The 25,171-nt window shown below is 66.2% G+C and carries 22 protein-coding genes, 1 tRNA gene and 1 pseudogene; 8 read left to right on the forward strand and 16 right to left on the reverse strand.

Annotation, left to right across the window (positions count from 1 at the left end; all coding sequences use genetic code 11):
* Positions 1-204, forward strand: a pseudogene (locus G9E11_RS18560) (bifunctional D-altronate/D-mannonate dehydratase); the annotation flags it as partial.
* Entirely contained in the window at positions 194-790 is a 597-nt protein-coding gene (locus G9E11_RS18565; RefSeq protein WP_246469051.1) for a gluconokinase, read from the forward strand. The pseudogene G9E11_RS18560 and the gene G9E11_RS18565, both read left to right, overlap by 11 nt.
* A 66-nt stretch (positions 791-856) precedes the next feature.
* Here G9E11_RS18565 and arfB read toward each other — a convergent pair whose 3' ends face one another.
* The 4 genes from arfB to G9E11_RS18585 form a co-directional block, all read right to left on the reverse strand.
* Positions 857-1,279: an alternative ribosome rescue aminoacyl-tRNA hydrolase ArfB gene (arfB, locus tag G9E11_RS18570; protein WP_190608547.1), complete on the reverse strand. Its 423-nt coding sequence runs from the start codon at positions 1,277-1,279 to the stop codon at positions 857-859.
* 175 nt (positions 1,280-1,454) lie between these two features.
* On the reverse strand, positions 1,455-3,272 hold the full coding sequence (selB, locus tag G9E11_RS18575; RefSeq protein WP_190608620.1) for a selenocysteine-specific translation elongation factor: 1,818 nt from the start codon (positions 3,270-3,272) through the stop codon (positions 1,455-1,457).
* A complete protein-coding gene (selA, locus tag G9E11_RS18580) occupies positions 3,253-4,584 on the reverse strand; it encodes an L-seryl-tRNA(Sec) selenium transferase (protein ID WP_190608549.1) in 1,332 nt (443 codons plus the stop codon). The genes selB and selA overlap by 20 nt, the downstream gene beginning before the upstream one ends.
* A 36-nt stretch (positions 4,585-4,620) precedes the next feature.
* A tRNA-Sec gene (locus G9E11_RS18585) sits at positions 4,621-4,715 on the reverse strand.
* A 64-nt stretch (positions 4,716-4,779) separates the two neighbouring features.
* Here G9E11_RS18585 and selD point away from each other — a divergent pair.
* Positions 4,780-5,781: a selenide, water dikinase SelD gene (gene selD / locus G9E11_RS18590; protein WP_414635213.1), complete on the forward strand. Its 1,002-nt coding sequence runs from the start codon at positions 4,780-4,782 to the stop codon at positions 5,779-5,781.
* 33 nt (positions 5,782-5,814) lie between these two features.
* On the opposite strand, the gene nrfD is transcribed toward selD, so the two are convergent.
* The 3 genes from nrfD to fdh all read right to left on the reverse strand — a co-directional run bounded on the left by nrfD (position 5,815) and on the right by fdh (position 11,344).
* Positions 5,815-6,903: an NrfD/PsrC family molybdoenzyme membrane anchor subunit gene (gene nrfD, locus G9E11_RS18595; RefSeq protein WP_190608554.1), complete on the reverse strand. Its 1,089-nt coding sequence runs from the start codon at positions 6,901-6,903 to the stop codon at positions 5,815-5,817.
* Positions 6,900-7,910 carry a 4Fe-4S dicluster domain-containing protein gene (locus tag G9E11_RS18600; RefSeq protein ID WP_190608556.1) on the reverse strand — a complete coding sequence of 337 codons (1,011 nt, stop codon included), beginning with the start codon at positions 7,908-7,910 and terminating at the stop codon, positions 6,900-6,902. Before G9E11_RS18600 ends, nrfD begins: the two co-directional genes overlap by 4 nt.
* 98 nt (positions 7,911-8,008) lie before the next feature.
* The gene (gene fdh, locus G9E11_RS18605) at positions 8,009-11,344 is read right to left on the reverse strand and encodes a formate dehydrogenase (RefSeq protein ID WP_190608559.1); all 3,336 of its coding nucleotides are present in this window, start codon (positions 11,342-11,344) and stop codon (positions 8,009-8,011) included.
* A gap of 475 nt (positions 11,345-11,819) precedes the next feature.
* Here fdh and G9E11_RS18610 point away from each other — a divergent pair, with 475 nt between their 5' ends.
* On the forward strand, positions 11,820-12,791 hold the full coding sequence (locus tag G9E11_RS18610) for an NAD(P)/FAD-dependent oxidoreductase (RefSeq protein ID WP_190608562.1): 972 nt from the start codon (positions 11,820-11,822) through the stop codon (positions 12,789-12,791).
* 493 nt (positions 12,792-13,284) lie between these two features.
* Positions 13,285-14,235, forward strand: a complete 951-nt coding sequence (locus G9E11_RS18615; RefSeq protein WP_190608565.1) for a cation diffusion facilitator family transporter — start codon at positions 13,285-13,287, stop codon at positions 14,233-14,235.
* 252 nt (positions 14,236-14,487) lie between these two features.
* Here G9E11_RS18615 and G9E11_RS18620 read toward each other — a convergent pair whose 3' ends face one another.
* From G9E11_RS18620 to G9E11_RS18630, 4 genes are all read right to left on the reverse strand, one after another.
* Positions 14,488-15,300, reverse strand: coding sequence for a hydrolase (locus G9E11_RS18620; RefSeq protein ID WP_190608567.1), 813 nt, complete (start codon positions 15,298-15,300; stop codon positions 14,488-14,490).
* 163 nt (positions 15,301-15,463) lie between these two features.
* Positions 15,464-15,784, reverse strand: a complete 321-nt coding sequence (locus tag G9E11_RS21265) for a Rossmann-fold NAD(P)-binding domain-containing protein (RefSeq protein WP_246469052.1) — start codon at positions 15,782-15,784, stop codon at positions 15,464-15,466.
* A 22-nt stretch (positions 15,785-15,806) separates the two neighbouring features.
* Positions 15,807-16,115 carry an FAD-dependent monooxygenase gene (locus G9E11_RS21270; protein WP_246469053.1) on the reverse strand — a complete coding sequence of 103 codons (309 nt, stop codon included), beginning with the start codon at positions 16,113-16,115 and terminating at the stop codon, positions 15,807-15,809.
* Between the two features lie 192 nt (positions 16,116-16,307).
* Positions 16,308-17,123, reverse strand: coding sequence for a hypothetical protein (locus G9E11_RS18630; RefSeq protein WP_190608570.1), 816 nt, complete (start codon positions 17,121-17,123; stop codon positions 16,308-16,310).
* Positions 17,124-17,261: 138 nt separating this feature from the next.
* Here G9E11_RS18630 and G9E11_RS18635 point away from each other — a divergent pair, with 138 nt between their 5' ends.
* Positions 17,262-17,876 carry a carbonic anhydrase gene (locus G9E11_RS18635; protein ID WP_311764412.1) on the forward strand — a complete coding sequence of 205 codons (615 nt, stop codon included), beginning with the start codon at positions 17,262-17,264 and terminating at the stop codon, positions 17,874-17,876.
* A 42-nt stretch (positions 17,877-17,918) separates the two neighbouring features.
* Here the strand turns inward: G9E11_RS18635 and G9E11_RS18640 are convergent, their stop codons facing one another.
* Together G9E11_RS18640 and G9E11_RS18645 are read right to left on the reverse strand one after the other, a co-directional pair.
* The gene (locus G9E11_RS18640; RefSeq protein ID WP_190608573.1) at positions 17,919-19,160 is read right to left on the reverse strand and encodes an NAD(P)/FAD-dependent oxidoreductase; all 1,242 of its coding nucleotides are present in this window, start codon (positions 19,158-19,160) and stop codon (positions 17,919-17,921) included.
* Between the two features lie 43 nt (positions 19,161-19,203).
* Positions 19,204-19,428, reverse strand: a complete 225-nt coding sequence (locus G9E11_RS18645) for a hypothetical protein (RefSeq protein ID WP_190608576.1) — start codon at positions 19,426-19,428, stop codon at positions 19,204-19,206.
* Positions 19,429-19,653: 225 nt separating this feature from the next.
* Between G9E11_RS18645 and G9E11_RS18650 the strand changes: the two genes are divergently transcribed.
* Complete coding sequence (locus tag G9E11_RS18650) at positions 19,654-21,114, forward strand: MFS transporter (protein WP_190608578.1); 1,461 nt, start codon at positions 19,654-19,656, stop codon at positions 21,112-21,114.
* Here the strand turns inward: G9E11_RS18650 and ftsW are convergent.
* Positions 21,111-22,343, reverse strand: a complete 1,233-nt coding sequence (ftsW, locus tag G9E11_RS18655) for a putative lipid II flippase FtsW (protein ID WP_190608582.1) — start codon at positions 22,341-22,343, stop codon at positions 21,111-21,113. The genes G9E11_RS18650 and ftsW overlap by 4 nt on opposite strands.
* Positions 22,344-22,464: 121 nt before the next feature.
* A complete protein-coding gene (locus tag G9E11_RS20880) occupies positions 22,465-23,025 on the reverse strand; it encodes a CHAD domain-containing protein (RefSeq protein WP_218625944.1) in 561 nt (186 codons plus the stop codon).
* Positions 23,026-23,148: 123 nt separating this feature from the next.
* On the opposite strand from G9E11_RS20880, the gene G9E11_RS18665 reads away from it, so the two are divergent.
* Positions 23,149-23,769, forward strand: coding sequence for a dihydrofolate reductase family protein (locus G9E11_RS18665; RefSeq protein ID WP_190608587.1), 621 nt, complete (start codon positions 23,149-23,151; stop codon positions 23,767-23,769).
* On the opposite strand, the gene G9E11_RS18670 is transcribed toward G9E11_RS18665, so the two are convergent.
* Positions 23,766-25,133, reverse strand: a complete 1,368-nt coding sequence (locus tag G9E11_RS18670) for an aspartate aminotransferase family protein (protein WP_414635212.1) — start codon at positions 25,131-25,133, stop codon at positions 23,766-23,768. The two genes, G9E11_RS18665 and G9E11_RS18670, sit on opposite strands and share 4 nt — an antisense overlap.
* Positions 25,134-25,171: the final 38 nt, after the last annotated feature.

Consider the following 25,171-nt stretch of genomic DNA (forward strand, 5'->3'; position numbering starts at 1 on the left):
GGCATCCAGGAATACATGCAGCACTCGGCCGCCACGAACGAGGTGTTCGAGCAGTCCATGACCTTCACCGACGGCTACCTGCACCCGGGCGACACGCCGGGCATCGGTGTCGAATTCAACGAGGAAGCCGCAGCCGCCTACCCTTACCAGCAGGCCTACCTGCCCTACAACCGCCTCGTCGACGGAACCGTCCATGACTGGTGATCTCAAGCTGGCTGCTCCCGCCCGCCACCACGTTGTGGTGATGGGCGTGACCAGCTGCGGCAAGAGCACGGTGGGCGCGGGCATAGCCGGACGCATCGGAGCGGAGTTTGTCGACGGCGATTCGCTGCACCCGCAGTCCAATATCGACAAGATGGCCTCGGGTACTCCTTTGAACGACGGCGACCGGGCACCATGGCTGGCTGAAATCGGCAGGCGGTTCGCGGCGTCGGACGCCGGACTGGTGATCGCGTGCAGCGCGCTCAAGCGCGCCTACCGTGACATCATCCGCAGCGGCGACCCGTCCGTGGTGTTCGTGCACCTGCACGGCACCCGGGAACTGCTTGCGAGCCGCATGGCCGCGCGGCCGGGTCACTTCATGCCCCTTTCGTTACTGGACTCACAGCTGGAGACCCTCGAAGAATTGCAGGCCGATGAGGCCGGGGTAGTGGTGGACATCGCCACGCCCGTGGGTCAGATTGTCGATGAAGCGGTTGCTGGTCTTACCGCCGGTGCCGGAGGCAGCGAACCACGCCTGTTCGACGTCGACCTCCAGGCGGCGCCGTTCAACCTCGGGAGCGGGCGCTAGATGGTGACAGGTCGCAAGCTGCACGCCCCCCGCTGCTTGCGGCCGAAGGGCGACCACACGGTGCTGCTATTCCGCGGATGGCCGTTGCCGTTGCCGTTTCGTGGCCGCCCGTTGTTCCTTTGCGGCAAGGCGCCGACGGTTGGAGCCGCGGGTGGGTTTGGTCGGCCGGCGGGGGGCAGTTTCGGGGGCAAGACCCTCGGCCACGAGGTCGGCGAGCTTGGCGAGGGCGATCTCGCGATTGCGTAGCTGCGAGCGCCGCTCGGAGGCGGTTACGGTGATCACCCCGGCGGTGATTCGTCGGCTGAGACGCGTTAGCAGCATCAGCCGTTGGCCCTCGGAGAGGGCCGCTGAGTCGCTGACGTTCCAGGACAGCTCGACCCGGCTGTCCGAGGTGTTGACGTGTTGACCGCCCGGCCCGGATGAACGCGAGAATCGCCAGCCGAGTTCCGACGTCGAAATCGTGAGCCCGGGCGACACCTCCAGATCCATGCAACCAGCTTTGCACAACGAAGGCGGGATCAAAGCCTCCATGCCCCGCGCGGCTGCACATCCACTTATGGTCAGTACCGATATGCCCTAGGGGGCTGATCAGCGATGCCGAAGCGGAGGCGTTCATGGAGTTGTTGAATTCCCGGGAATACGCCGACCACTCCGTCGCCCGGGGTCAACGCACTACGGTGCGGTGACCGGCATCCAGTCGCTGGGTCCAGCCGCGTGAGTCGAGATATTCCAGCAGCGGAACCGCGACTCGTCGTGTTGTGCCGAGCACCTGGCGTGCCTGGCTCGTGGTGAAGGGCTGCTCCAAGCGGGCCAGCTCGCGCATGGCAAGGGCCGGCGCCGTAGGCAGTAACACCACCCCGTCGCGCAACCGCAGCAAGCGCCCCGCGCGCTCGGCGGCAGCCAGCTCGCGCACGCCCAAGCCCAGCGCGGCCAACTCATCGGCTTCCGGGGCATGGAACGCGTTTGCGGCAAGCCTGCGCTCCAACTCGGCGACCGCGGACCCGGCGGCGCCAAGGCTGGCACGGCTGCCGGGCAGCCGGACGTGGCCGCCCTCCTGTTCCAGGCCCGCATCGCGCACGACGGGGGCAAGGAGCCTCTCATCGGGCAGCTTGAGCAGGTCCCGTGCCGCACCCTGGGAAAGGCCCGGTGCCAAGGGGTCGCGCTCCTGCAGCGCCTCGAGTGCCGTGCGCAGCCGATGCTGCCATGCCTCGAAGACCGGAGCATGCACCCACCAATCGCCGAAAACCAGGACACCGGAGGGCGCCTCCGCGTCGTGCGCAGACAGCAGCCCGAGCCGACGCAGGTGTTGTTCCTGCACCGCCCCCCGGCCTGCCACTTCACCGAGTACGTCTCCGGCGGCATCCAGGTCTGCGAGCCGCTCTGCCCAGTGGACGCCGTCTCCGCGCCGCCGCAAGGCCGGGGGATCGGCATCGAGGATCTGTGCGCCGCCCAGCACCGAGCGGCTCCCGGGGTCCCGCAACACCAGACGGTCCCCGAGGACGAGCGGCAGGCGCCTGTCGAGGACGAGCCGGGCGTGGTCGGCACCAAAGGGACGCAGCCGGGCTGGCACCGCTGCAGTGCCGGCATGCACCATGATCTGCTCCGGCACATCCGTATAGGCCACCCCGGTAACACGCTGGATGCCCAGGACGCCCGTTATGGGCCACGCCTCGGGGGTAAGCAGCGCGTCTCCGCGGCGGATGTCGGCGGCGGAAACGTCCCGCAGGTTCAGCGCCACCCGGTTGACAGGCCCCACCGAGGTGTATGACGTGTCGCGGCTTTGCAGCCCACGGACTACGACTGGCCGCGAACCATCGTGGCCGAGCAGCTGCAGCCGGTCACCTTGAACGAGCGTTCCCGCTGCCAGCGTTCCGGTTACCACCGTTCCGGAACCGGTGATGGTGAATGAGCGGTCCAGCCACAACCGGAGCCGCCCCGTGGTGGTGGGGGAGGGCACCCGGGCCAGTACGTCGTCGAGCGTGGCACGCAATTCGGCGAGGCCGGTGCCCTCGGTGGCAGACACAGCAACTGCGGGCGCGTCCTGCAGACCTGTTCCGGCTAGCTCCCTGCGGGTCCGGGCGAGCACGTCCTCAACCCGCCCGGGTGCCCGGTCCACCCGGCTGAGGACCACGACGCCGTACTCAATTCCCAGCGCAGCGACGGCGTCCCGGTGATCGCTTGACTGCGCCTGCCAGCCCTCATCGGCAGCGACGACGAAGCAGACGACGGGCGCCGGCCCGATTCCGGCGAGCATATTGCCGAGGAAGCGTTCGTGGCCCGGTACGTCCACGAAGGCAACATCCCGCCCGGACGGCAACGTGGTCCAGGCATAACCCAAATCGATGGTCAGCCCGCGCCGCCGCTCTTCCTCCCAACGGTCCGGCTCCATGCCGGTAAGCGCGCGCACCAGCGTGCTCTTGCCGCAATCGACATGTCCGGCGGTGGCAACGACATGCACTGGTTCAGCCCGCCCCGCCTGCATCCGCAGCGTCGAGGGTTGCCAGGGCGTGGCGTACCGCGTCGAGAATCCGGTCATCGTCCCCTTCGGGCACACAGCGCAGATCAAGCAGGCAGGAGCCGTCGTGGACGCGCGGGAGCACGGCCGGGTCGCCGGTACGCAAGGGGTCCGCGAGCGCTTCGGGGAGCCGGAGCGCCCACCCCGGCAGGGGAACACCAGGTGCTCCGCCGCCGCCGACCCGGCCATCGTGCGCGACGACAGGCACCCGGAGGGCCCCGGCGAGCCGGTCAGTACGGCTCCGCAGCTGTCCAAGGTCCGCGTGCAACGCCTGGACAACCGGCGGTGATCCGCCCGCGAGCGTCGCCTCCAGCGCGGCGAGGGCAAGTTTGTCGGCCCGGACGGCCCGGGCGAGCGGGTGGCGTGCCAAGCGGGTGATCACCTCCGCGCGACCGAGAAGCAAACCGGCCTGTGGTCCGCCCAGCAGTTTGTCGCCGCTGGCAATGACGACGTCGGCCCCGCTGGTTAGCGCGGTGGCAGCATCCGGTTCTTCGGGCAGGTGCGGGTCGGGCGCCAGCAGTCCACTGCCCAGGTCGGCCACGAGTGGAACCCCGTGCGCCGCGGTCAGCGAGCGCAGTTCGTCCAGGGCAACGGCGGAGGTGAAACCATCGACGCGGAAGTTGCTCGGGTGGACCTTGAGGACGCAGCCGGTGGCCGGTCCAAGGGCGCTGGCGTAATCCCGCAGGTGCGTCCGGTTGGTCGTGCCTACCTCGTGCAGGGTCGCGCCCGTCGATTCGATGAGGTCCGGGAGCCGGAAGCCGGCACCGATCTCGACCAGTTCCCCGCGGCTCACCACCACCTCCCGGCCGGCGGCGAGGGCTGTGGTGGCCAGTACCAGCGCGGCAGCCCCATTGTTGACCACCAGCGCGTCCTCGGCAGCGGGACAGGCGGCGAGCAAGGCAGCCCGGGCACCGGCGCCGCGGCGGGAGCGGCCGCCGGTTGCCAGATCGAGTTCCACGTCCACGTAGCCGCTGGCTGCGACAAGTGCTGCAACCGCACCCGCGGAAAGCGGGGCGCGGCCAAGGTTGGTATGGACGATGACGCCGGTTGCGTTGAGCACCGGGCGCAGGGTTGTCGCCGTACGCGCAGCGACGGCGGCCAGCAGGGCCGGTTCCACCTGGCCGGGAGCGAGCTCACCGCGCCGCGCCTGCTCCTGGGTTTGCCGGACGAGTTCGCGGATAACGCGTCCGCTCAGCCGCTCCCCGGCCTTGCGGACGGCCGGCAGGGCCAGCAGATCATCGGTGCGCGGAATCAGGCGGCGGGGATCGACCTGGTCCACAGTCCCTCCTCGTTCCGCGGCGTGCCCGCCGGTGGTTGGCGGAGGCGGACGGGAATCGAACCCGCCAGGCCGAGATACTCGGCCTCACCGGTTTTGAAGACCGGGGGGCCCACCAGGACCCGGACGCCACCGCGTTTCAATTTAGCAGATTGCCCACGGGGGTACCCTAGGGGAGTGAACGAGACCCAAACGTCTATTCCGCAACCCCACGGCGCGGTCGGCGCTGTCCGGCTCACCGGCTATGCCCACGGCGGTGGGTGCGCGTGCAAAATTCCGCCGGGCGAACTCGAAGAAGCGGTTCGCGGCCTCACCGGCCAACCCGGCGCGGACGTGCTGGTCGGTCTCGACAGCGGTGACGACGCAGCGGCCGTCCTGGTGCACGACGACGTGGCGGTACTCTCCACCGCCGACTTCTTCACCCCCGTCGTCGACGACGCCTTTGACTGGGGTCGGATCGCGGCCGCCAACGCGCTCTCTGACATTTACGCGATGGGCGGCCGCCCGATCATGGCGATCAACCTCGTAGGCTGGCCCCGTGGCGTGCTGCCACTGGAGTTGATGACTGAAGTCCTTCGCGGCGGTCTTAGCATCGCGTCCGAGGCGGCGTGCCCGGTGATCGGCGGGCACTCCATTGATGATCCGGAGCCGAAATACGGCATGGCCGTAACCGGCGTCGTCCATCCCGACCGGTTGCTGCGCAACGACGCCGCCGGGCCCGGGCTGCCGCTCACGCTGACCAAGCCGATCGGCGTCGGACTGCTCAATAACCGGCACAAACAGACCGGTGAAGTGTTCGCCGAAGCGGTGGCGACAATGACGCGCCTCAATCGCGACGCGGCCGCGGATGCGGTGGCGGCCGGTGTGCGTGCGGCCACGGACGTGACGGGCTTCGGCCTGCTTGGACATCTGCACAAGATGTGCCGCGCCTCCGGAGTCGGGGCAGTAATCGATCGGAAGGCGGTACCACTGGTCGACGGCGCCTGGCAGGCCCTGCGGGATGGCTTTGTTTCCGGTGGGACCCGGCGCAATCTTGATTGGGTTCGACCGCACCTAAGGGTCGCTCCCGGGGTCACCGAAGACGACCTGCTCCTTCTTGCCGATGCGCAGACCTCGGGCGGCCTGCTCGTCGTCGGCGAGTTGCCCGGGCATCCAGTGATCGGGCACACGGTCGCGGGCCAGGGCATCGAGATCCGCTGAACCCTCTAAACCAGCTAACCCGGGGCCGGCCAGTCATCTGGCAGTAGTGATCGAATCGCCGGTGATGCCAGCCGCGCGCCGGGCGGCAAGCCGGTTCTTCTGCGGTTCGATGGTGTAGCGCGGATCCCTGGCTGAGGATTGGCCCGCCTCGAACACGCCGAACCGGGTCAGGGCCGAGGCCGCCAGCAGTGCCAATCCCGAAGCTGCGGCCACCGCCCGGTTACGTCCGCCGAGCAGTGTCCCCAGACCGCCGGCGGCGGCCAACCGCTCGCTCCATTTGAGCATGGCGCCTGCCTTGCCCTGGTGAAGGGGCTCGGCCGCCACCGGGTCCATCCGGTGTTCCATCACGCGCATGGCGACCACGTCACCCACCACGCCCAGTATGGCAAGATTTCGGGCGGGCCCTGCCTCGTGCACCGGAGTTGTGATCATGGCGAGCCCGGCAGAGGCGAGGGCCGCCGAACTCACGAAGACGAAGGGCAATTCCTCGTGCGCGGCGTTCCACGTGGGTGTGGCTGTGTCGCCGAGCAGGACCGCCGTGTACGCCGCCAGTGGTCCGGCAAAAAAAGCGGCCCCAAAGCCGGCCGGCCCCTCGACCGTTTGCAACACTGTCCGCAACGGGCCCAGCGGCAATCGCGCCCCGCTCATCCGATCGATTTCCGCTACGGCCGGGACGGCCGCGCCGACGCTGAACGCGCTCAGAATCCACGAGCCCACACTCATCGGCGAGGTCACCTTGATGGTCCGCAGCATATTCAGAAACCGTTCCGGCCTGCCAAGGTCCTTCACCAGCGCAACAGCACCGAGGCTCACCGCTGTCAGGGCACTCAACCGGGCATTCCGGCGCAGCGTCGGCCGTCGGGTCAGCTGGCCGCCGAGGCCAAGCAGTGCGGAACCCGCTGCGACACCGCCAAGGAACAGGTAGGCGGCAACCTCGTCACCCCAGGGCGCCGGCTTGACCACCGGACGGCCGTAGTACGAGGTGAATTCCGGCTCCGGAACCATGGGCATTTCCCGGGAGCCATCGCCGCTGTCACGGCGGCCGGTGCCGCGCTTGCCGGCAGGCCGACGACGGCGGGTCGGCTCGGGCGGGCGAAAGCTATCAAACTCGGAGTGGGTCACGCGCGTCCTCCCAGGAAAGCCACTGCCGCTGCGGCGACCATGCCCGCTACGGCCATACCGGCCCGCCGGTACATCCGCGGCAGATCGGCGGTGGGCACCCTCGGGTCCGGCGGGAGTCCGTACACCTCCGGTTCGTCGAGCAGGAGGAAGACCGATCCGGTTCCGCCGACGCCGTCGAGCTCGTTTGCACCATAGAGCCGCGCTTCGGTGAGTCCTTGCGCGTGCAGGCCGGCGACCCGTTCCCGGGCCGTTTCAACCATGTCGTCGTGGTTGCCGAACTTGATAGACGTCGTCGGGCAGGCCTTAGCGCAGGCGGGCGTCTCGTCGGCCACCAAGCGGTCGTAGCACAGCGTGCACTTCTGGGCGACGCCGGCGTTGGGGACGGCGGCATGTTCGGCGTGCTGCTCCTCCCGCTGGGCGGCCACCGCCACCATGCCGTCGCTGCGTCGCTCAATCACACCGAACGGACACCCCGCCACGCAGGTTCCGCAGCCGTTGCATACGTCGTCCTGCACCACCACCGTGCCGAACTCGGTGCGGAAAAGCGCTCCGGTCGGGCAGACATCCAGGCACCCGGCATGGGTGCAGTGCTTGCAGACATCGGAGGACATCAGCCAACGGAAGTCTGCCGTGTCCGGCGGTGTCGTATCCACCTGCGCCAGGTCCGGCCCAGCGGTCGCTGCCGCCCCGGGAGGGCCGATGCGGGGCATGCCCAGGTTGACGAGGGCGCGCCCGGACTCCCGTGCCTCAGTGATGCGGTCCTGGCCCTGTTCGATGAAGGCGACATGCCGCCAGGTGCTGGCGCCGAGTGATCCGGTGTTGTCGTAGGAGGATCCGAGCAGCTCCAGGTTTCCGTCACGGGGGTTGTGGTTCCACTCCTTGCAGGCCACTTCACAGGCCTTGCAGCCGATGCAGACGGACGTGTCTGTGAAGAACCCCTTGCGCGGCTGCTGGTGCTCCCAGTGGGCATCCGCGGTGGGGTCCGTCGGTCCGGACAGCTGGCCCATCTAGTCCTCCAACTTTGAGTCGGTACCCGGAACGCTACCAGCGCGGCTCGGCGGCGGGCCATGGTGTGGTCCGGTGGGACCGGCAACGAAGTAGTTCATCATCGCGACCCGCCTTCGGTGCGGCCGTTCTCTCCGGGGTCGGGTTTGGCGCCTTCCGCCGCCCGATCGGTAATCCTTTGGTTCCCCGTCTCGATCGTCGTTCCAGCCCGGGCCTGGTACTCAGCAACCAAGGCAAGCAGCTCCGCGCCGCGTGGCCGCCGGCCGGGACGGATGTCACAGGAGGCGACCTTGGATTCCTGGATCTGGACGTTGGGGTCCAGCGTCACGCCCAGCAGATCGTTGGCCGCGTCACCGCTGACAACGGCGTCTGTACCGACGCCCCAATGGTAGGGCAGCCCAATCTGATGCACGGTGTGGCCGCCAACGGCCAAGGGCGTCATCCGTTCGGTGATAAGCACCTTCGCCTCGATGGCGGAGCGGGGCGAAATGATTGTGGCCCAGCCATAGGGCTCAAGTCCGCGCTCAGCGGCCAGCTCGGGGGAGACCTCGCAGAACATTTCCGGTTGCAGCTCCGAGAGGTACGGCAACCAGCGGCTCATGCCGCCTGCCGTATGGTGCTCGGTGAGCCGGTAGGTGGTGAAGACGTAGGGATAGACGTCGGCGCCCCGGGTACCGGCGCTTGGTGCGCTGAGGTTATCCGCGCGGGGGAAGACTAGCCGCGCGGGACTTTGCTGTTGCGGGTAGAGCGCATTGGCCACTGGCGATTCCTGCGGTTCGTAATGGGTGGGAAGGGGGCCGTCGACGAGGCCCGTCGGCGCAAACAACCAGCCCTTGCCGTCGGCCTGCATGATGAACGGATCATCTCCGGTAAGGGCGGCCGCGCCGCCGAGTTCGGGGTCGGGCTGGCTGCCCGGTGCCCGGTCAACCGGGAAGTCGGGAACATCGTCTCCGACCCATCTTCCCTGCTCCTGGTCCCACCAGATGTATTTCTTGCGCTCGCTCCACGGTTTGCCGGCCGGGTCGGCCGAGGCCCGGTTGTAGAGGATCCGGCGGTTGGCTGGCCACGCCCAGCCCCATTCGGACGCGGCAGGTCCCTGCTCCTGGCCGGGTTTCCGGTTGGCGGCATGGTTGATGCCGTCGGCGTATACGCCGGTGTAGATCCAGCAGCCGGCCGCCGTGGAACCGTCGGCGCGGAGCTCGGTGTAGGCGGAGAGGGGTTTGCCCGCCTCCGGGCCGCTGAGGTGACGGCCGTTGATCTCGGCAAGCACCGCCTCGGCGTCCGGATCGCCGTGTTCGTCGGTGGGATAGTCCCAGCTCAGGTCGAGCAGGGGACGGTCGCGTTCGTCGTCAGAACCAGCCAGCTTTTCTCGGATCCGCTGGCCGAGCTGGAAGAAGAACTGCAACTCGCTTTGGCACTCCCCGGGCGGCGCGACCGCCTGGTGCCGCCATTGCAGCAGCCGTTGAGTCTGCGTGAACGAGCCAGCCTTCTCCACATGGGTTGCTGCAGGCATGAAGAACACCTCGGTCTCGATGTCCTCGGTGCGCAGTTCTCCGGATTCGATCTCCGGGCCGTCTTTCCACCAGGTCGCGGACTCGATGAGATTCAAGTCGCGCACTACCAGCCACTTCAGATGCGACATGCCCAGGCGTTGCATCCGGCCGTTAGACGAGCCCACCGCAGGGTTCTGTCCGAGCACGAAGTAGCCCTCCACCTTGTCCTCGAGCATGGCCATCGCCGTCTCGTAGGTACCGTGCGCTCCGGTCAGCCTCGGAAGGTAGTTGTAGGCCCAGTCGTTCTGCGCGCTCGCGGCATCGCCCCACCAGGCCTTCAGCAGGCTGATGGTGTAGGAGTCGGCATCCGTCCAATAGCCCTTCTGCTTCTTGGAGGCGATGGCTTCCAGGTATTCGCTGAGGGTGTCATGGCGGCCGGCACTGGGCATTGGCAGATACCCGGGCAGCAGGTTGAACAGGGTCGGAATGTCGGTGGAGCCTTGGATGCTGGCGTGGCCGCGCAGGGCCATGATTCCGCTGCCCGGGCGGCCTACGTTTCCGAGCAGAAGTTGCAGGATGGCGGCGGCCCGGATGAACTGCGTTCCCAGCGAGTGCTGGGTCCAGCCGACGGCATAGGCAAAGCAGGTTGTCCGTTCGCGCCCCGAGTTTTCCGTAATGGCGTGAGCAAGATACTCGAAGTCCGTGACGCCGATGCCACACATGTCCTGGACCATCTCCGGGGTGTACCGGGCGTAATGCCGCTTCAGGATCTGGAAGACGGTCCGGGGGTCCTGCAGGGTATCGTCCCGCTGCACTTGGGCGTGCTCCAGGGACGGACCACCGCTGCCAAACTGGTGGCCAGCGGCACGGGCCGAAGCATGGGAGCCGTGCTCCGAGTCACCTGCAGGCTCTTGGATGGTGCCGCCGCCCTGTTCCGCGTAAGCCCAGGACGCCGTGTCATACGCTCCCGTCTCCGGATCGAAGCCGGAGAACAATCCACCGAGATCCTCGGCGTCGCGGTAATCGTCGTGCACCAACGTCGCCGCGTTGGTGTAAGCACTCACGTACTCCTTGAACCACAGGTCGCGGGTGATGACGTAGTTGATCAGCGCGCCCAGGAGAACAACGTCGGAGCCGGCCCGGATCGGAATGTGCTTGTCAGCGACCGCGGAGGTGCGCGTGAACCGGGGATCGACGTGGATGACCTTCGCTCCGCGGGCCTTGGCCTCCGCGACCCACTGATATCCCACAGGATGGCACTCGGCCATATTGGAACCCTGAATGATGATGCAGTCGGCGTTGGCCATGTCTTGCAGTGATTGAGTAGCACCACCGCGTCCAAACGAGGCTCCCAAACTGGGAACCGTGGCGGAGTGTCAAATGCGCGCCTGGTTCTCGATCTGCACTGCCCCGGCAGCCGTGAAGAGTTTCTTGATCAGGTAGTTCTCTTCGTTGTCCAGGGTGGCCCCGCCCAACGAGGCTATGCCCATGGTGCGGCGCAGCAACCGTCCCTTTTCGTCTTCCTGCTGCCACGTCCTGCGGCGCGTATCGATGAACCGGTCCGCCACCATGTCGATGGCTGTTTCGAGATCCAGATGCTGCCACTGGCTGGAGCGGGGCGCACGGTAGAGCACTCCGGTCTGCCGGCCCGGTGAGTTTACCAGCTGCTCGCTGGCAGAGCCCTTGGGGCACAGCCGGCCGCGGGAGATGGGCGAATCCGGATCACCCTCGATCTGGACGACTTTCTCGTCCTTGACGTAGACCCGCTGTCCACAGCCCACGGCACAATAGGGGCACACGCTCTGCACGACTCGATCTGCGGTGGCCGTCCGTGGCGTGATCGCCCGCGTCTGGGGGGAGGTTACTGCTGGGCCGCGGCCCAGCAGATCGCCCGTACTCAGCTGCCGGACGACCGGCCATTGAAGAAAGCTGCGCCGTGCCATGGCAGGAGCATATCCCAACCAAGGCCGCAGTGGCAGGGAAGCGATGAAACTTACCGCGGAGACAGCAATGGCGGCCCCTGACCCGGACTTCGTCCCCTAACGCGGCCAAGTGCCGGCCTACGGGCCTGAGGCGATGGGCGGACGTCCTTCCCTTCACTGATTCCTCGTCGGGGGCTTCCTGGCTCCTGGCCCCGACCCGGAGCCGGGAGCGGCCGCACCCACGCCCCCGGCTCACCGATTCCCGCGACCGTGGCAGGCGTCAGCCATTTGCCCGCAATAGTAAGTGTGCTTATTATATTGTGTCATCAACGCGGTATGCAGATTCCGTTCCGTTAAGTCCTGCGACAGGGCTCTTCGACCCGCTGGTGCCCGACCGGCGCTCGCGGAGAGGAGGGCATGTCCTCGTGCAGTGGGGGATTCGGCCCTTTCGCGCGGGTACGGGCACATGCGAGTAGCGAAGTTGTTAGGGGATTGCATGACATCGCCAAAGATTTATGACGTCGTGGTGATCGGAGGAGGAGCAGCAGGCCTCAGCGCAGCAGTGACTCTTTGCAGAGCGCTGCGTTCCGTCCTGGTCATCGACGCCGGGGAACCCAGGAACGGCCGTTCTTCGGGGCTGCACGGATTCCTCTCCCAGGAGGGTCTGCCGCCCGAGGAGCTTCTCGCTGCCGGCCGCGCGGAAGTGCGGGTGCACGGTGGCCAGATTCTGCAAGGACGGGCCATCTCGGCTCGCGAAGAAGGGGGCGTTTTCACCATCGCGCTGCAGGACCGGCAGAGTCTGCGTTCGCGGCGGCTGCTCATCGCTTCCGGCTTTGAGGATGAGTTGCCCGAGGTGCCCGGCCTCAGGGAGAGATGGGGCCGGGATGTGCTGCACTGCCCGTACTGCCACGGCTGGGAGATTCGCAACCGGGCCATAGGAATACTTGCGACAGAAACCACCGCGGTACAGGAGGCCTTGCTCTTCCGGCAGTGGAGCGGGCACGTCATCCTCTTTCAGCACCTTCTGGAGGACCTGGATCCGGGGGAACGTGAACGGCTTGAGGCCAGGAGTGTCCACGTCGTCGAAGGCCCCGTTGCGTCGCTGGAACTGGCAGGAGACGTCCTCGCGGGAGTGCGCCTGGCGTCCGGTCAGGTTGTCGCTTGTGATTATCTGGTTGTGAGCCCCAAGGCTAAGACGGAATCGTCGTTGCTGCAGTCCCTCGGGCTGCAGCATGCAGGCCAGGCCGGGCAAGGCCGCCACGTGAACACGGACGGCGTGGGCCTGACGGACGTGCAAGGTGTGTGGGCCGCGGGCAACATCTGCGACCCCACGGCGCAGGTAATAACGGCTGCCTCGGCAGGGGTGAAGGCAGCCACGGCCATCAACGCCGATCTTGTCGAGGAGGACACCCGGCGGGCGGTAGAGGCGGCCAGGCGAACCGCCTTCCCCAAAGCGGCACTAACTTAGTTAGTACCCGGTTCTGAAGCGGCCCTCGGACTAAAAGTTACAGGGAGCTTGTAGCAGCTTCGCGAGTTCTGCAGGGTGGGTGGCTGGCCACCAGTGCCCGCCGTCGACAGGGACGACGGTGAGGTCAGGCACCCACGGCCTTAGTCCGGATGCAAGGTGCGGTGGTGGACCGGGAATGAGACCTGATGCCCGAGGATCCTGGATCGCCGCCCAGCCCTGGGCAGACCCCCAGTCGTGGCCCACGGGGTGAACGGTGGCCGCACCCGTGAAGGCCAGAACAGCGAACAGGTCATTCACTAAGGCATTCACAACATTTGCAAGATTCACCGTCGTTCGCAGGGAGCACGCCTGCGCTGGAAGCGGCAACCAAGCTGCGCTCTGCCCTCCTGACTGCTCGGGTTTTCTGGCGGCGCTCGACGTCGATTCTCAATGCCGGGGACGGCCCGGACTGCTGCCAAGGCATCATTTCCGTCCCGTTGGGTACGGTATCCCCATGGCCGCATCCAAGAAGCGAGAAGAGCCCAGCTCCACACTGCTGACTGTTATCATCGCCTTCACGGCGAACGCCCTTGTTGCCGCGGCCAAGTCGGTGGCAGCTGTCCTCACCGGATCTGCCTCCATTACCGCAGAAGCCGCGCACTCCTGGGCGGACACCGGCAATCAGGTGTTCCTGTTCATGGCGGAACGGCGCTCCCGACGCGCGCGGGACAAAAGCCATCCGATGGGCTACGGCCGGGAAGCCTATGTCTGGTCGATGTTCGCTGCTTTCGGGCTCTTCACCGCAGGGGCTGTGGTGTCCATCATGCACGGCATCCAGCAGATCATCGAACCCGAGCCCGCGTCCGACTTCCTGGTGGCGTACGTAGTCCTGGCCGCGGCCTTTGTCCTCGAAGGAGTTTCGTTTGTCCAGGCTTTCCGGCAGACCCGGGCGGCAGCCCATGAGCTGGAACGGAGCACCCTGGAACAGGTCCTGATCAGCTCCGACCCCACCCTGCGCGCGGTATTTGCGGAAGACGCTGCCGCGCTCGTTGGCCTGGTGGTCGCCTTTGCGGGCGTGTTCCTGCACCAGGTCACCGGATCGCCTCTGCCGGACGCTGTGGGCTCGATAGTCGTCGGGGTTCTGCTGGCGGTTGTTGCCGTTGTGTTGATCGACCGCAACCGGCGGTTCCTGGTGGGACAGGGCGTAACCCCGGACATCGAACGTTCCATGGCCCGGCGGCTGCTCGAGCACCGGGACATTGCCCGGCTCACGTATCTCCACCTGGAGTTCGTCGGCCCCCGTAAGCTGTACCTCGTCGCGGCGGTGGACCTGGAGGGCGACCACCCGGAACACGAAGTGGCCGTGGCCCTGCGCAGGATCGAGCGCGAACTGGAGGACCACGAAACGGTGGAGGAAGCCGTGCTGACGCTGGCGACTCCAGACGAATCCGCCTTGCGCTTCTGAGGACGAAACGATCAGTCCGATATTGCTGGACATCGGGTTAGGCGACCCGCAGCTAGTGGAAGCCGGAAGGGGTTTGCGAGTCCTCACCCTCCCGAGGCTAGAGACACCTATCTTCGGTGTGGCCAAATGGCCGGGAACACCCTCGCTGGATAATGCTGTCCGTCCCCCGGCGCGGAAGGCTTCCCGGAGTAATCATTGCTGGGAGGGCCTCTGATCGATCCCAAGCTGACGCTAGCGGGCGAAATGGAGGGTTCAGGTCAAATGGTCGAAGTCTCCTCGCGCCCAACCACCGTGCCGTTGGGCGGAACTGTGCAGAATGCCCTTGGCTTCGGACGCGATTACATTGTTGAAGTTGCCGTAGATCCGGTCGAACTCGTGCTTTCCCAGCTGCTCGGCGATTCGCAACGCCACTGCACCGGATAGCGGCAGATGGTTCGGGTAGCTGCGCATAAAGGAGATGGAGCGACGGTCTGGATTCGGGTACACGCTGTCACCGGTCAGTAGAGCTCCTCTGCCGCCCGCTCCGGCAGCCCAGTGGACCACGGCGCTGCCCGGGAAGTGCCCACCGGTCTGGTGTAGTGTCAAACCTTCGGCGATAGTCCGACTGCCGGACCAGTATTCGATGTTCGAATCATTGCGCCCCAGCCATCGTCTGTCTGCGTCCGCCACAAGTACGGGGACGCCACCGAGCCGATGCGACCACTCGACCTGCACACCAAACATGTGCGGATGGCTAGCGGCAATCGCCAGGACCGGGCCTCGTTCGAGCACTGCCTTCACAGCGTTGTCATCGACATATCCGACCGGATCCCACAGCAGGGAACCCTCACGTGTTGCCACAAGTTGGGTGGTCTGGCCGATCCCGACTTTTGGCTGCGTCTGGATCCCGATAAGTCCCGGCTCGTTCTCCTTGAACACTGTCTGTTGGCCCTCCTGCGCCAGAGCCTCCAGGGTGAGCCACTTTTGCCCGTCCTCGGGCACATACTGCCGCTCATCGCTGCAGATCGGGCAGACTTCCGGCGTAGGTTCGTCGCGTTCGACGCCACAGGTTGCGCAGATCAGCATGGTTGGTCCCTTCCAAGCGTCTCGTGTCCTGCTTTGCCGCCTTCTTCACTTTCGGCTGCGGGCTGGCGTGCCCAGACTATGGCACTGGAAGGTGTCCGAGGAAGAGGGAAACTTCGCTGCTCGCCGTCGTCCAAAACTGGTTGTATGGCACCGCTTTGGCAGGTCACGGGCGCCCGAGGCGTGCGTAGTCGGGGAGCGCGAACGTCTCGGTCGGCGTGCGGCCCCGGCTCAAACGGGCGGCGGTCCTGCGCACTGCCGGGGTGCCGGCTACGCGCACCGCAGCCTGAAGCAGGGCGACACCGGCCCGGGAGGTGGGGTTCGCGACCCGCGGCACCCCGGGAGGCAGTTTCTGGGCCTGGTTGACCCACGGCCGCATGATCCGCTCGTAACCGGTCAATCCGTCGCGCAGGGCTGTGTGCTTGGCGATCTCTCCTGCCAGCACGTAGGCCCCTGCAACAGCGAGGGTCGTGCCCATGCAAGTCACCGGGGAGGGACAGTAGGCGGCGTCACCGAGCAGCACGACGGGCCCTTTCGACCATGGGATCCCCGACCGGAAATCGCGCCAACGCCTGCCCCCGCGCCTGGACGAACTCCAGCCCCAACTCGCCGGTGTACGCCGCGCGGACCTGGTCCTCCAGCCCCATACGTTCGATGACCTGCAGCCCCGCTCCTTTGAGGTCAACGTTCTGCCCGCCCGTGCGCAGAGCGGGGGCCCGTTCCACGATCGTCGTGCGCCAGCCATAGCGCTCGAGCCAGTAGGCCAGCGCCGGCCCGGCGATGCTCGTGCCTGCAATCAGAGCGGAAGGGGTGACCATGTGCCGAGAATACCCCGGCAGCGGGCGTGCGGGCGCAAGTCACCGGGCTGTGTTCCCGCTGCTCATGTACCTCACGCGCTTGCTTGTACCTACGGGCGTCTACGCCCGGTGATGGCTGTGGGCCCTTCGCACATCGTGCCGGGGAATGCCCGGACGTGAAGCGCACCGTATGCCACCCGCGCGAAGGTCCGATCAGGCCTTGGCGCGCGGCAGCACCAGCATGTAGCCGGTCGGCAGATTGCTGCTCCAGCGCCGCGGCTCGCGGACGACGAACTGCGTCGCCAACTGCTTGGGGGTGAGCAGGGCGTTGGGCGCGGGGGACGGTCCCCACCGATTGTCGCCGTACGGGTAGAGCGGATCTTGGACCCGAATGCCTGTGACCGTGAACTTCGGGAACCGGTCGGGATCGCCAAGCGACTTGAAGCCGCTCATCACCCAGACGTGACGACCACGCCACATGACCAGGCCGACCGGCCGTCCCGTGTCGGCGATGGCACGCGCCGCGGTCTGTAACGCTTCCTCGTAGTCGGCGATGCTGACGACGGCGTACGGCCCCATCCCGGCCTCATTCAGCACCTTCGCCCAACCCAAGGGGTTGGCACCATTGAACGAGTTGGACGACCGTGCCCGGGCCATCTCCCACAGCTCGCCCTGATGAACGCGATCGGCCCACGTGCCGGCCCCCGAGTCGTCGATGAGGTTGTGCATGATCTGGATACTCGCCGCTACACACCATTCAAAGGTGTACTGCGGAACGAAGTCCCCCTCCTGGTAGAGGTTGAGGGCGAACGCCTTGGGCGTTGGGGTTGGCGTGGGAACCGGCGTCGGGGTGGGGGACTGGGTGCGATGCGGAGCGGGGATGGCACCGCGTGCGGCTGGCGGGGCCGAGGAGGTCTGGACCGGTCGATCGGTGGCGGCCTCATCGGGTCCGATAGCGGGCGAGCAGGCCGAGATGACGGTCGCTAGGCTGACCAACCAGGCCAGAAGACGGAGCTTGGCACCGATCATGATCCAGCCATTTTATCGCGACGCGGCGAGGATGTGCCGAGCCGGGTATGCCACAAATGCGCCTCAAGGCCCCTTTTTGTCTGTGGCGGCGCGCGGCCACACCTTTCCCCAGGTGGCACGCCTCGTAAAGTAAGCAGTGTGAGCAACAGAGTCAGCCCGTACGATGCCTGGCAGCGCCTCCTTGAAGGTAATGAGCGTTTCGTCTCGGGAGATTCGATGCACCCGAACCAGAACGCCTCACGGCGCAGCGAGCTGGTGCACACCCAAAGCCCGTTCGCGGTGATTTTTGGCTGCGCGGACTCCCGTTTGGCCGCGGAGATCATTTTCGACGTCGGACTTGGCGACGTCTTTGTCGTCCGAACAGCGGGCCACGTGCTCGACGACGCCGTTCTCGGCTCACTCGAATACGCCGTCTCGGTGCTCCACGTCCCGCTGATAGTCGTCCTCGGACACGACAACTGCGGCGCCGTCACGGCCGCCAAAGAGGCTGTGGATACTGGGGAGCTGCCCTCCGGCCACATCCGCGACCTTGTTGAGAGGATCACACCGTCAGTGCTGAGCTCCTTGCGTGAGGACAAAACGGACGTCAATGAGATGGTCGTCGAACATGCGAAGCAGACCGTGCGCCGGCTGCTGGACAGTTCACGGATGATTTACGACGCCGTGGACAATTACTCCACCGCGGTGATCGGTGTCGCATACCGCCTGGAAGAGGGCCGGGCGCAGCTCGTATCCACGTCCGGGGTCCTCTAAGGCCGGCTCGGCACCGCCGGGGATGGCGGATGGAGCAGGGTACTAGTCGGGCCTTCCGACAACGACGTGTGACGGGCTGTGAGTGACGTACCCCGTAAGCCAGGAGGAAAGGGCGCGGACCTTCTGCTGGGTGCCGGGGAGCAAGGCGAGGTGAACCCCGAGCCAGGAGAGAAACGCCAGTGGTCCCTGGAGTTGGATGCGTTTGCGGCCCAGTTCGGCGACTGCTGCGCCACGGCCGACCATGGCCATGTACCCCTTGTCCCAGTAGGCGAATGGCTGCCGGGTGCCGCCGGTAAGGTCCGCCTGGATGTTTCGGGCGGCCCATTTCCCGGACTGTTCAGCAACAGAGCCTAGCTGGGGCAGTTTGGCGCCGGTGGCGTCGGTGATGTTGGCGGAGTCACCCAGGACGTAGACGCCCTCGGTGCCGGGCGCGGTCAGGTCCGGCAGCACGTCTATGCGTCCACCTTTCCCCTGCGGCAGGCCGGATTCGGCGATGATTTTTCCGGCTTTCAGGCCCCCGGCCCACACGACGATCTGCGCGGGAATGACGGTCCCGTCCGCCAGCGTCACGCCGTCCGCGCGGACCTCGGTAACGCCCTGGCCCATGTGCAGCTGAACCCCAAGTTTTATCAGCCGGTCCCGCGTGTACGCCTGCGACTTGGCCGAGAAGGGCATGAGCACGTTCGGCAACATATCCACGAGATGGATGCGGCACCGGGCTGCCAACCCGGGCGAAAAATACTTGGGCACGAGGTACTTGATGTTCTCGGCGAGGGCACCGGCAGTCTCCACACCGGTGGGGCCGCCGCCGACCACGACCACCTCAGCGCTGCCGGCGTTCGCACGGTCCGCCTTGTCCAGGGCTGTAGTGAGGGCAGTGCTCAGGCGCGTGGCGTCGGCCACTGAGTAGAGCGGATAGGCATGTTCTTCGGCGCCGGGAGTGTCGAAGAAGTTCGGTACTGCGCCTGCGGCAATCACCAGGATTTTCGCCTGGTAGCGGGATCCGTCGACAGTGGTGACGGCACGGGTGGCGGGATCAATCGCCGTCACCTCCGCAGTGAGGACCCGGACACTTTCGGTGCTGCGGAACACGGACCGCAACGGCCGGGCCACCGCGGATACGCCGATCTGCGAAGCAGCCACCTGGTAGAGGAGGGGCTGGAACTGGTGGTAGTTGTTCGCGTCGATGAGGAGGACCCGGATGCCCTTGCGCCCAAGCTGCTCCGCTGCTGTCATGCCGGCAAACCCGCCGCCCACCACGATCACTTGATATGTATCGTCCATTCGTGCAACATACCGTGCCAAGCATCGCTGCAACAGGGCACCGCTAGTGCAGAATGGCGCTAATCTCCGCCCGGACCAGCCGCTCGGCCAGTTCGCCAAGGTCCAGGTTCAGGACGGCTTTGAGGGCGCGTGCCATGTTGGGGGCGGCGGCAAGGAATTCGGCCAGGGCCGGATCCGATTCCAGCTCCCGTCCAAGCTTTTCCCTCACCTCATCGGCCGTCCAGTGGCTGTCGGTGTGCTGACTGGTGAGTAATGTCTTGGCGTTCATGGCCCTGCCCTTCGTTCGCCCCTGCATTGGCTTTGCCATGAACGACAATGCCTGGCCGGGCTCAAGAATCGGTCAGGCAGCGGGCCAGATTTGAACAGGTTTTGGCCAAGTTTTCCTAAAGGCCCTAACCGGGACTAATTCGGCGCTTGGCACAGTTATGCGTCTTGGACCGTAACCGGGCTGCGCGTACGCACCTCGCTTTGATGACAACGGGAAAGAGATTAAATGACGACGACGACTGCCGAGGGAGTGGGTTTCCGTTCCCGGCGGGGACCGATCCTCATTGCCCTGATGCTTTCGACGGGCCTCGTGGCGATCGATTCGACGATCGTTGCAACGGCGGTTCCGTCGATCGTGGCTGACGTCGGCGGGTTCACGTCCTTTCCGTGGCTTTTTTCGGCCTATCTGTTGGCGCAGGCTGTGTCGGTGCCGGTCTACGCGAAACTCTCCGACGTCGTCGGCCGCAAGCCGATCATCCTTAGCGGCATAGGACTTTTCCTGCTCGGATCCATCCTCTGCGGAGTGGCCTGGAGCATGCCGGCCCTCATCGCGTTCCGTGTGCTGCAGGGCCTGGGCGCGGGAGCAGTCCAGCCGGTGGCGATCACCATCGCCGGCGATATCTACACGCTGACCGAGCGTGCAAAGGTGCAGGGCTACCTGGCCAGCGTGTGGGCCGTCTCCTCCGTCGTTGGCCCTACGCTCGGGGGCGTCTTCGCCTCGCTCGGCATCTGGCGCGGGATCTTCCTGGTGAACATTCCCCTTTGCCTCCTGGCAGGGTGGATGCTGGTCCGAACGTTCCACGAGAATGTGGAGCGTGCCAAGCACCGGGTGGACTATTTGGGGGCGGCACTGCTGACGATTTCGCTCAGCCTCCTCATCCTTGGCGCCCTCGAGGGCGGCCAGGCGTGGGCCTGGAACTCGTCCATCAGCATCGCCGTCTTCGCCGTCGGAGCTCTCCTATTCGCCGCGTTCCTGCTCGTCGAGAGGAGGGCAGCGGAGCCGGTACTGCCCCCGTGGGTCGTGTCCCGGCGGCTGCTGGCGACGACGGCGATGATCTCGTTCGGCGTCGGCGCAGTCATGCTTGGCCTCACCTCCTACGTTCCCACGTTCCTCGAAGGAGCCCTCTCAACCTCCCCGATTTTCGCGGGTCTCGCCCTGGCGGCACTGACCATCGGCTGGCCGATCAGCGCGTCCCAGGCGGGCCGGTTCTATCTGCGGATCGGGTTCCGGAGGACCGCCCTGATCGGCGTCACGGTCACGGTCCTCGGAACAGCCGTTCTGGCTTTGACTGCCTCGGCACCCAACATCCTGGTGGCAGCGGCAGGTTGCTTCGTCGTCGGACTTGGACTGGGGCTGGTGGCGACCCCGAGCCTCATTGCCGCCCAGTCAAGTGTCGAGTGGAACGAGCGCGGAGTAGTCACCGGCACCAATCTTTTTGCGCGTTCGATCGGCAGTTCCATCGGCGTCGCCGTTTTCGGGGCTGTGGCCAATGCGATCTACGCCAGTGCCCCCGGCGGCGTGACGGATCCGCAGACAATCGTGTCGGCGTCGAGCGCCGTATTCCTGGCGGTACTGGTCTGCGCAGTACTGACCGTTGTTGCCGTCGTCGCGATGCCTGCCGTGGGCGCCAAGAGCACGACCCCCGACGCGGCCGCCAATGCCAACGCGGCATCCTCAGCGGATTAGGATCGTACCCCGCTCCGGTGTACTGCTTGCTGCGGCTTCTTCAGTCGACGGGTTTGAACGGGCTGAGGGCGGGTGACTGCCAGGATCACGCCGATGCCGGCAAGGGAAGAAACCATCGCTGAGCCGCCGTAGGAGATGAACGGCAAGGGCACGCCGATGACCGGGAGCAAGCCGGTGACCATTGCGATGTTCACAACGGCCTGGCCAATGAGCCACGTGATGACGCTGGAGGAGACGATGCGGGCGAACGTGTCCTGGGTGCGGGCGATCACCTTGAATACAGCGATGCCGAGGACCGTAAACAGCACGAGCACCAGGAGAGTTCCAGCCAGGCCGAGTTCCTCGCCGAGGATGGTGAAGATGAAGTCGTTGTGGGCTTCGGGGATCCAGTTCCATTTCTGCCGGCTCTGCCCCAGGCCCACCCCGAACCAGCCGCCCGAGGCCAGGGCGTACTGGCCGTGGAGCGCCTGGTAGCCGACCCCCTGGGAATCGTCCGCGGAACCCGCACCGAGCCAGGATGAAATTCGCCCGACGCGGTTCCCGCTGGTGGCAGCCAGGACGAGGGCCAACATGGCGCCAAGAATTCCGGCGACGCCGAAGACCATCATCCGTACCCCGCCGTAAAACATCGTGGCGGCGAGGATCATCATGATGATCATTGCCGTGCCGAGGTCATGGCCGAGAACGACAAACCCGATGATGATCACGCCGGCCGGCACGAGCAACGGGACGACGGCGTGCCTCCACTCGTTAAGGAGAGCCTGCTTGCGGGTCAGGACCGCCGCCGCCCAAATAATGAGGGCAAGTTTGGCGAACTCGGAAGGCTGGACGGTAAACCCGCCGAAGCCCAGCCAGTTCCGGTTGCCGTTCACCGTCATGCCCAGGGGCGTGAACACCAGTCCGAGGGATACGACGGCGGCCCCCAGAAGCGGCCAGGCAAGCCAGCGGATGTGCCGGGTCCGGAGCCGGGCCAGGCCCAGCATGAGGGCCACTCCGGCCGCCGTCCACATGGCCTGCTTGAGCGGAAGGTCGTACGGGTTCTTTCCCGCTGCCACCGACTCTACCGACGACGCCGAAGCGACCTCGATCAGGCCCAGTGCCGCCAGAACCAGTACAACCGCCAGGATGACCGGCCGGGTGCGGTCCCCGGACTCGTCACCGAGCCATCGTCCGATGCGGAGCAGCACATCGCCGCCCGTTATTTTGCTCGGTGGATGCGTGGCGGTCATTTGCTCATCACTGTTTCCTTCCCCGGGCCGGCCCTGCTCCGGGCCGTTCCGGGAAGGAGAAACCTACCGGGGAAAAATCATACGTCCTTGTCTGCGGTATCAGGTGCTTTGCCGGATGGGGTCATCCCATGTAGAGGTGCCAGCGCCGTGGCTGCCGGAGCGGGGGATCGGAGCAGAACTGCTGGAGGTCTGCGACCAGCCGGAAGTACCTGTCGGACTCGAGGGCTGCGAGCGCCCTGTCATAAGCCGCCTCATAAGCGGATCCCTGTGCGTTGCCGCGGTCGTGGAGGTTCCGCGGGGTCTGTTCGTGGACAAGTGCGGATTTGCTGAGTGGCCCCAGGGCTTCGGCAAGCCATGTCAGCTCTGCACGAAGCTTGTCCGCTTCGTTCCTGTCGAAGAGCTTCCGGTCCCCGAGTATTGTCCAGACCCGCCCGACGGCGGCACTCATGGCATCTGAGGCGTCCTGTTCGCCGGATCGCACGCTGGGGTCGTAGCAGAGCAGCGCCGCAACCTGATCGAAAAGGAAGGATGATGCGACAGGCTCGGCCTGTTGGCTGGTTCTCTCAAGAGCTTTTAGCATTTTTCTGTCCCGACTGTTCCGATGCCCGGGCCGGAAGAAAGCCCAGATGACTTCATCGCCTTCGATTCCTCCCATGGTGACTTGAGGAACTGAGACAGCCATGAGAAGCCTGTGAGGGTCTTCTCATGCGCAGGGCCGTTGACGCTGTGCCGTGGGTGTCTATGCTGATGCCTGCAAGCAAGCTCACCGAGAGGCGACGGCGGTCGCCATGAGGAGGGTAGGGCAATGACTGAGAGCACGGGCCGGGTGGTCTGCGACATCACGGTCACGGCAGACGGATACTCGGCCGGGCCCAACCAGACCGAGCAGCGCCCGTTCGGCGACGACGGCGGCGACGGCTTCGGGAACGGGCTGCACGCCTGGATGTTCGAAACTCCCGACGAGAACCGGGCGGAGATCGATCAAATCGTTGCCGCCAAGGCCTTCATCATGGGGCGCAATATGTTCGGCCCGGTGCGTGACGAGTGGGACCGGCAGTGGAACGGCTGGTGGGGCGACAGTCCGCCCTTTCACGCCCCGGTCTTCGTGCTCACGCACCACGCGCGCGAACCGCAGCCGATGGACGGCGGCACCACGTTCCACTTCGTCACCGAGGGCATCGAGTCGGCGCTGGCCCAGGCACGCGCGGCGGCCGGCGACGGCGATGTGGCGATCGGGGGCGGCGCTACAACCATCAACCAGTTCCTCGCCGCCGGCCTGATCGACGAGCTGCGCGTGCATATCGCCCCGCTCACGTTCGGCGCCGGCACCCGGCTGTTCGAAGGCGTCCCGCCGCTGAAGCTCGAGCAGGTGAAGTCACGGGCAGCGAGCCTGGTCACGCACGTGACCTACCGCGTGCAGGCTTAGCTCAGGTACGCATCCGCCACAGACAGTGCCTCATCCAGGATCGCCACGCCTGCGGCCGCATCGGCGTCGGTCACGTTCAGGGGCGGGGCGACATTGACACGGTTGCCCTGGACCAGCGGCAAAAGCCCCTTGTCCACGCACGCCCTGGCGACGGCGATAATGGGCGCGATCTCAGCGGCTGTGCCTCCTGCGGGTACGAGCGGCTGTTTTGTCTGTCGGTCACGGACCAGCTCCAGGCTCCAGAGGCCGCCAATGCCTCGCACGTCCCCGACAGATGGGTGCCTCCCGGCAAGCTCCCTGAGTCCCGGCCCAAGGACATCTTTGCCAAGGCGGCCAGCTGCCGCCGCGGTCCCTTCCTCGTGCATCGCATTGATGGCGCCGACGGCTGCTGCGCAGGCAAGGGGGTGGCCGCTGTAGGTCATGCCCGCCGGGTAGGGGCGTTTGGTGAACGTCTCGTAGATAGCGTCGCTGACGAGTACGCCGCCCAGGGGAACGTATCCGGAGTTAACGCCCTTCGCGAATGCCATCAAATCCGGTGCCACACCAGCATGGTCCACACCGAACCAGGCCCCCGTGCGGCAGAAGCCCACCATCACCTCATCGGCGATGTAGACGATGCCGTGGCGGTCGCATAGCTCGCGGACGCCGCGAAGGTAGCCGGGCGGCGGCGCGATGACCCCCGAACTGCCTACGACCGATTCCAGGACCAGGCCCGCGATCGTCGACGGTCCTTCCAGGAGGATCACCTGCTCGAGGTGGGCCAGCGCCCGCTCGCACTCTTCCTCCGGCGTCCTTGATCCGAAGGCCGACCGGTACAGGAAAGGACCAAAGAAGTGGACAGCACCCGCCGCCCCCGTGTCCGAGGCCCAGCGTCGCGGGTCGCCCGTGAGATGGATCGACGTCGTGGTCGAGCCGTGATAGGACCGGTAGGCGGCCAGCACCTTGGGCCGTCCCGTGTGGAGGCGCGCCATCCGCACCGCGTGCTCAATGGCTTCCGTTCCGCCAGTGGTGAACAGCACGTGCCCGAGGTTCTCCGGTGCGACCTCTATGATCAGCCGGGCCGCTTCGCCCCGCACATCGGAGGCGTGGCCGGGTGCGAGGGTGCACAGGCGGTCAGCTTGCTCCTTGATCGCGGCGACGATGCGCGGATGCTGGTGACCGAGGTTGGTGAACACCAGTTGCGAGCTGAAGTCCAGGTAGCGCCGCCCGTTGACGTCGACGACGTGGCTCCCGGAGCCACCAACCAACGTCGGCACCTCGCGCGGCCCCTGGACAGCCCAGGGGTGGAAGACCAGATCGTCGAGATTCATGACATCCTCCGTTGCTTGCGTGCCGGGTTGTTGATTCCGGGCGCTCCGCTCCACTGCTTCACATTGGCACCTTCCGGCGGCAGTTACCAGAC

Source organism: Arthrobacter ipis, from assembly GCF_014694315.1.
Classification (GTDB): domain Bacteria; phylum Actinomycetota; class Actinomycetes; order Actinomycetales; family Micrococcaceae; genus Arthrobacter; species Arthrobacter ipis.

What these genes read in the sequence shown, in the direction of transcription:
- G9E11_RS20880 (WP_218625944.1), bottom strand. Translation starts at nt 23,025, where the DNA reads ATGGCTGTCTCAGTTCCTCAAGTCACCATGGGAGGAATCGAAGGCGAT.
- G9E11_RS18640 (WP_190608573.1), bottom strand. Translation starts at nt 19,160, where the DNA reads ATGGACGATACATATCAAGTGATCGTGGTGGGCGGCGGGTTTGCCGGC.
- G9E11_RS18610 (WP_190608562.1), top strand. Translation starts at nt 11,820, where the DNA reads ATGACATCGCCAAAGATTTATGACGTCGTGGTGATCGGAGGAGGAGCA.
- ftsW (WP_190608582.1), bottom strand. Translation starts at nt 22,343, where the DNA reads ATGACCGCCACGCATCCACCGAGCAAAATAACGGGCGGCGATGTGCTG.
- G9E11_RS18565 (WP_246469051.1), top strand. Translation starts at nt 194, where the DNA reads ATGACTGGTGATCTCAAGCTGGCTGCTCCCGCCCGCCACCACGTTGTG.
- selB (WP_190608620.1), bottom strand. Translation starts at nt 3,272, where the DNA reads ATGCAGGCGGGGCGGGCTGAACCAGTGCATGTCGTTGCCACCGCCGGA.
- G9E11_RS18645 (WP_190608576.1), bottom strand. Translation starts at nt 19,428, where the DNA reads ATGAACGCCAAGACATTACTCACCAGTCAGCACACCGACAGCCACTGG.
- G9E11_RS21270 (WP_246469053.1), bottom strand. Translation starts at nt 16,115, where the DNA reads ATGGTCACCCCTTCCGCTCTGATTGCAGGCACGAGCATCGCCGGGCCG.
- G9E11_RS18650 (WP_190608578.1), top strand. Translation starts at nt 19,654, where the DNA reads ATGACGACGACGACTGCCGAGGGAGTGGGTTTCCGTTCCCGGCGGGGA.
- G9E11_RS18620 (WP_190608567.1), bottom strand. Translation starts at nt 15,300, where the DNA reads ATGCTGATCTGCGCAACCTGTGGCGTCGAACGCGACGAACCTACGCCG.
- arfB (WP_190608547.1), bottom strand. Translation starts at nt 1,279, where the DNA reads ATGGATCTGGAGGTGTCGCCCGGGCTCACGATTTCGACGTCGGAACTC.
- G9E11_RS18665 (WP_190608587.1), top strand. Translation starts at nt 23,149, where the DNA reads ATGACTGAGAGCACGGGCCGGGTGGTCTGCGACATCACGGTCACGGCA.
- G9E11_RS18600 (WP_190608556.1), bottom strand. Translation starts at nt 7,910, where the DNA reads ATGGGCCAGCTGTCCGGACCGACGGACCCCACCGCGGATGCCCACTGG.
- G9E11_RS18630 (WP_190608570.1), bottom strand. Translation starts at nt 17,123, where the DNA reads ATGATCGGTGCCAAGCTCCGTCTTCTGGCCTGGTTGGTCAGCCTAGCG.
- G9E11_RS18615 (WP_190608565.1), top strand. Translation starts at nt 13,285, where the DNA reads ATGGCCGCATCCAAGAAGCGAGAAGAGCCCAGCTCCACACTGCTGACT.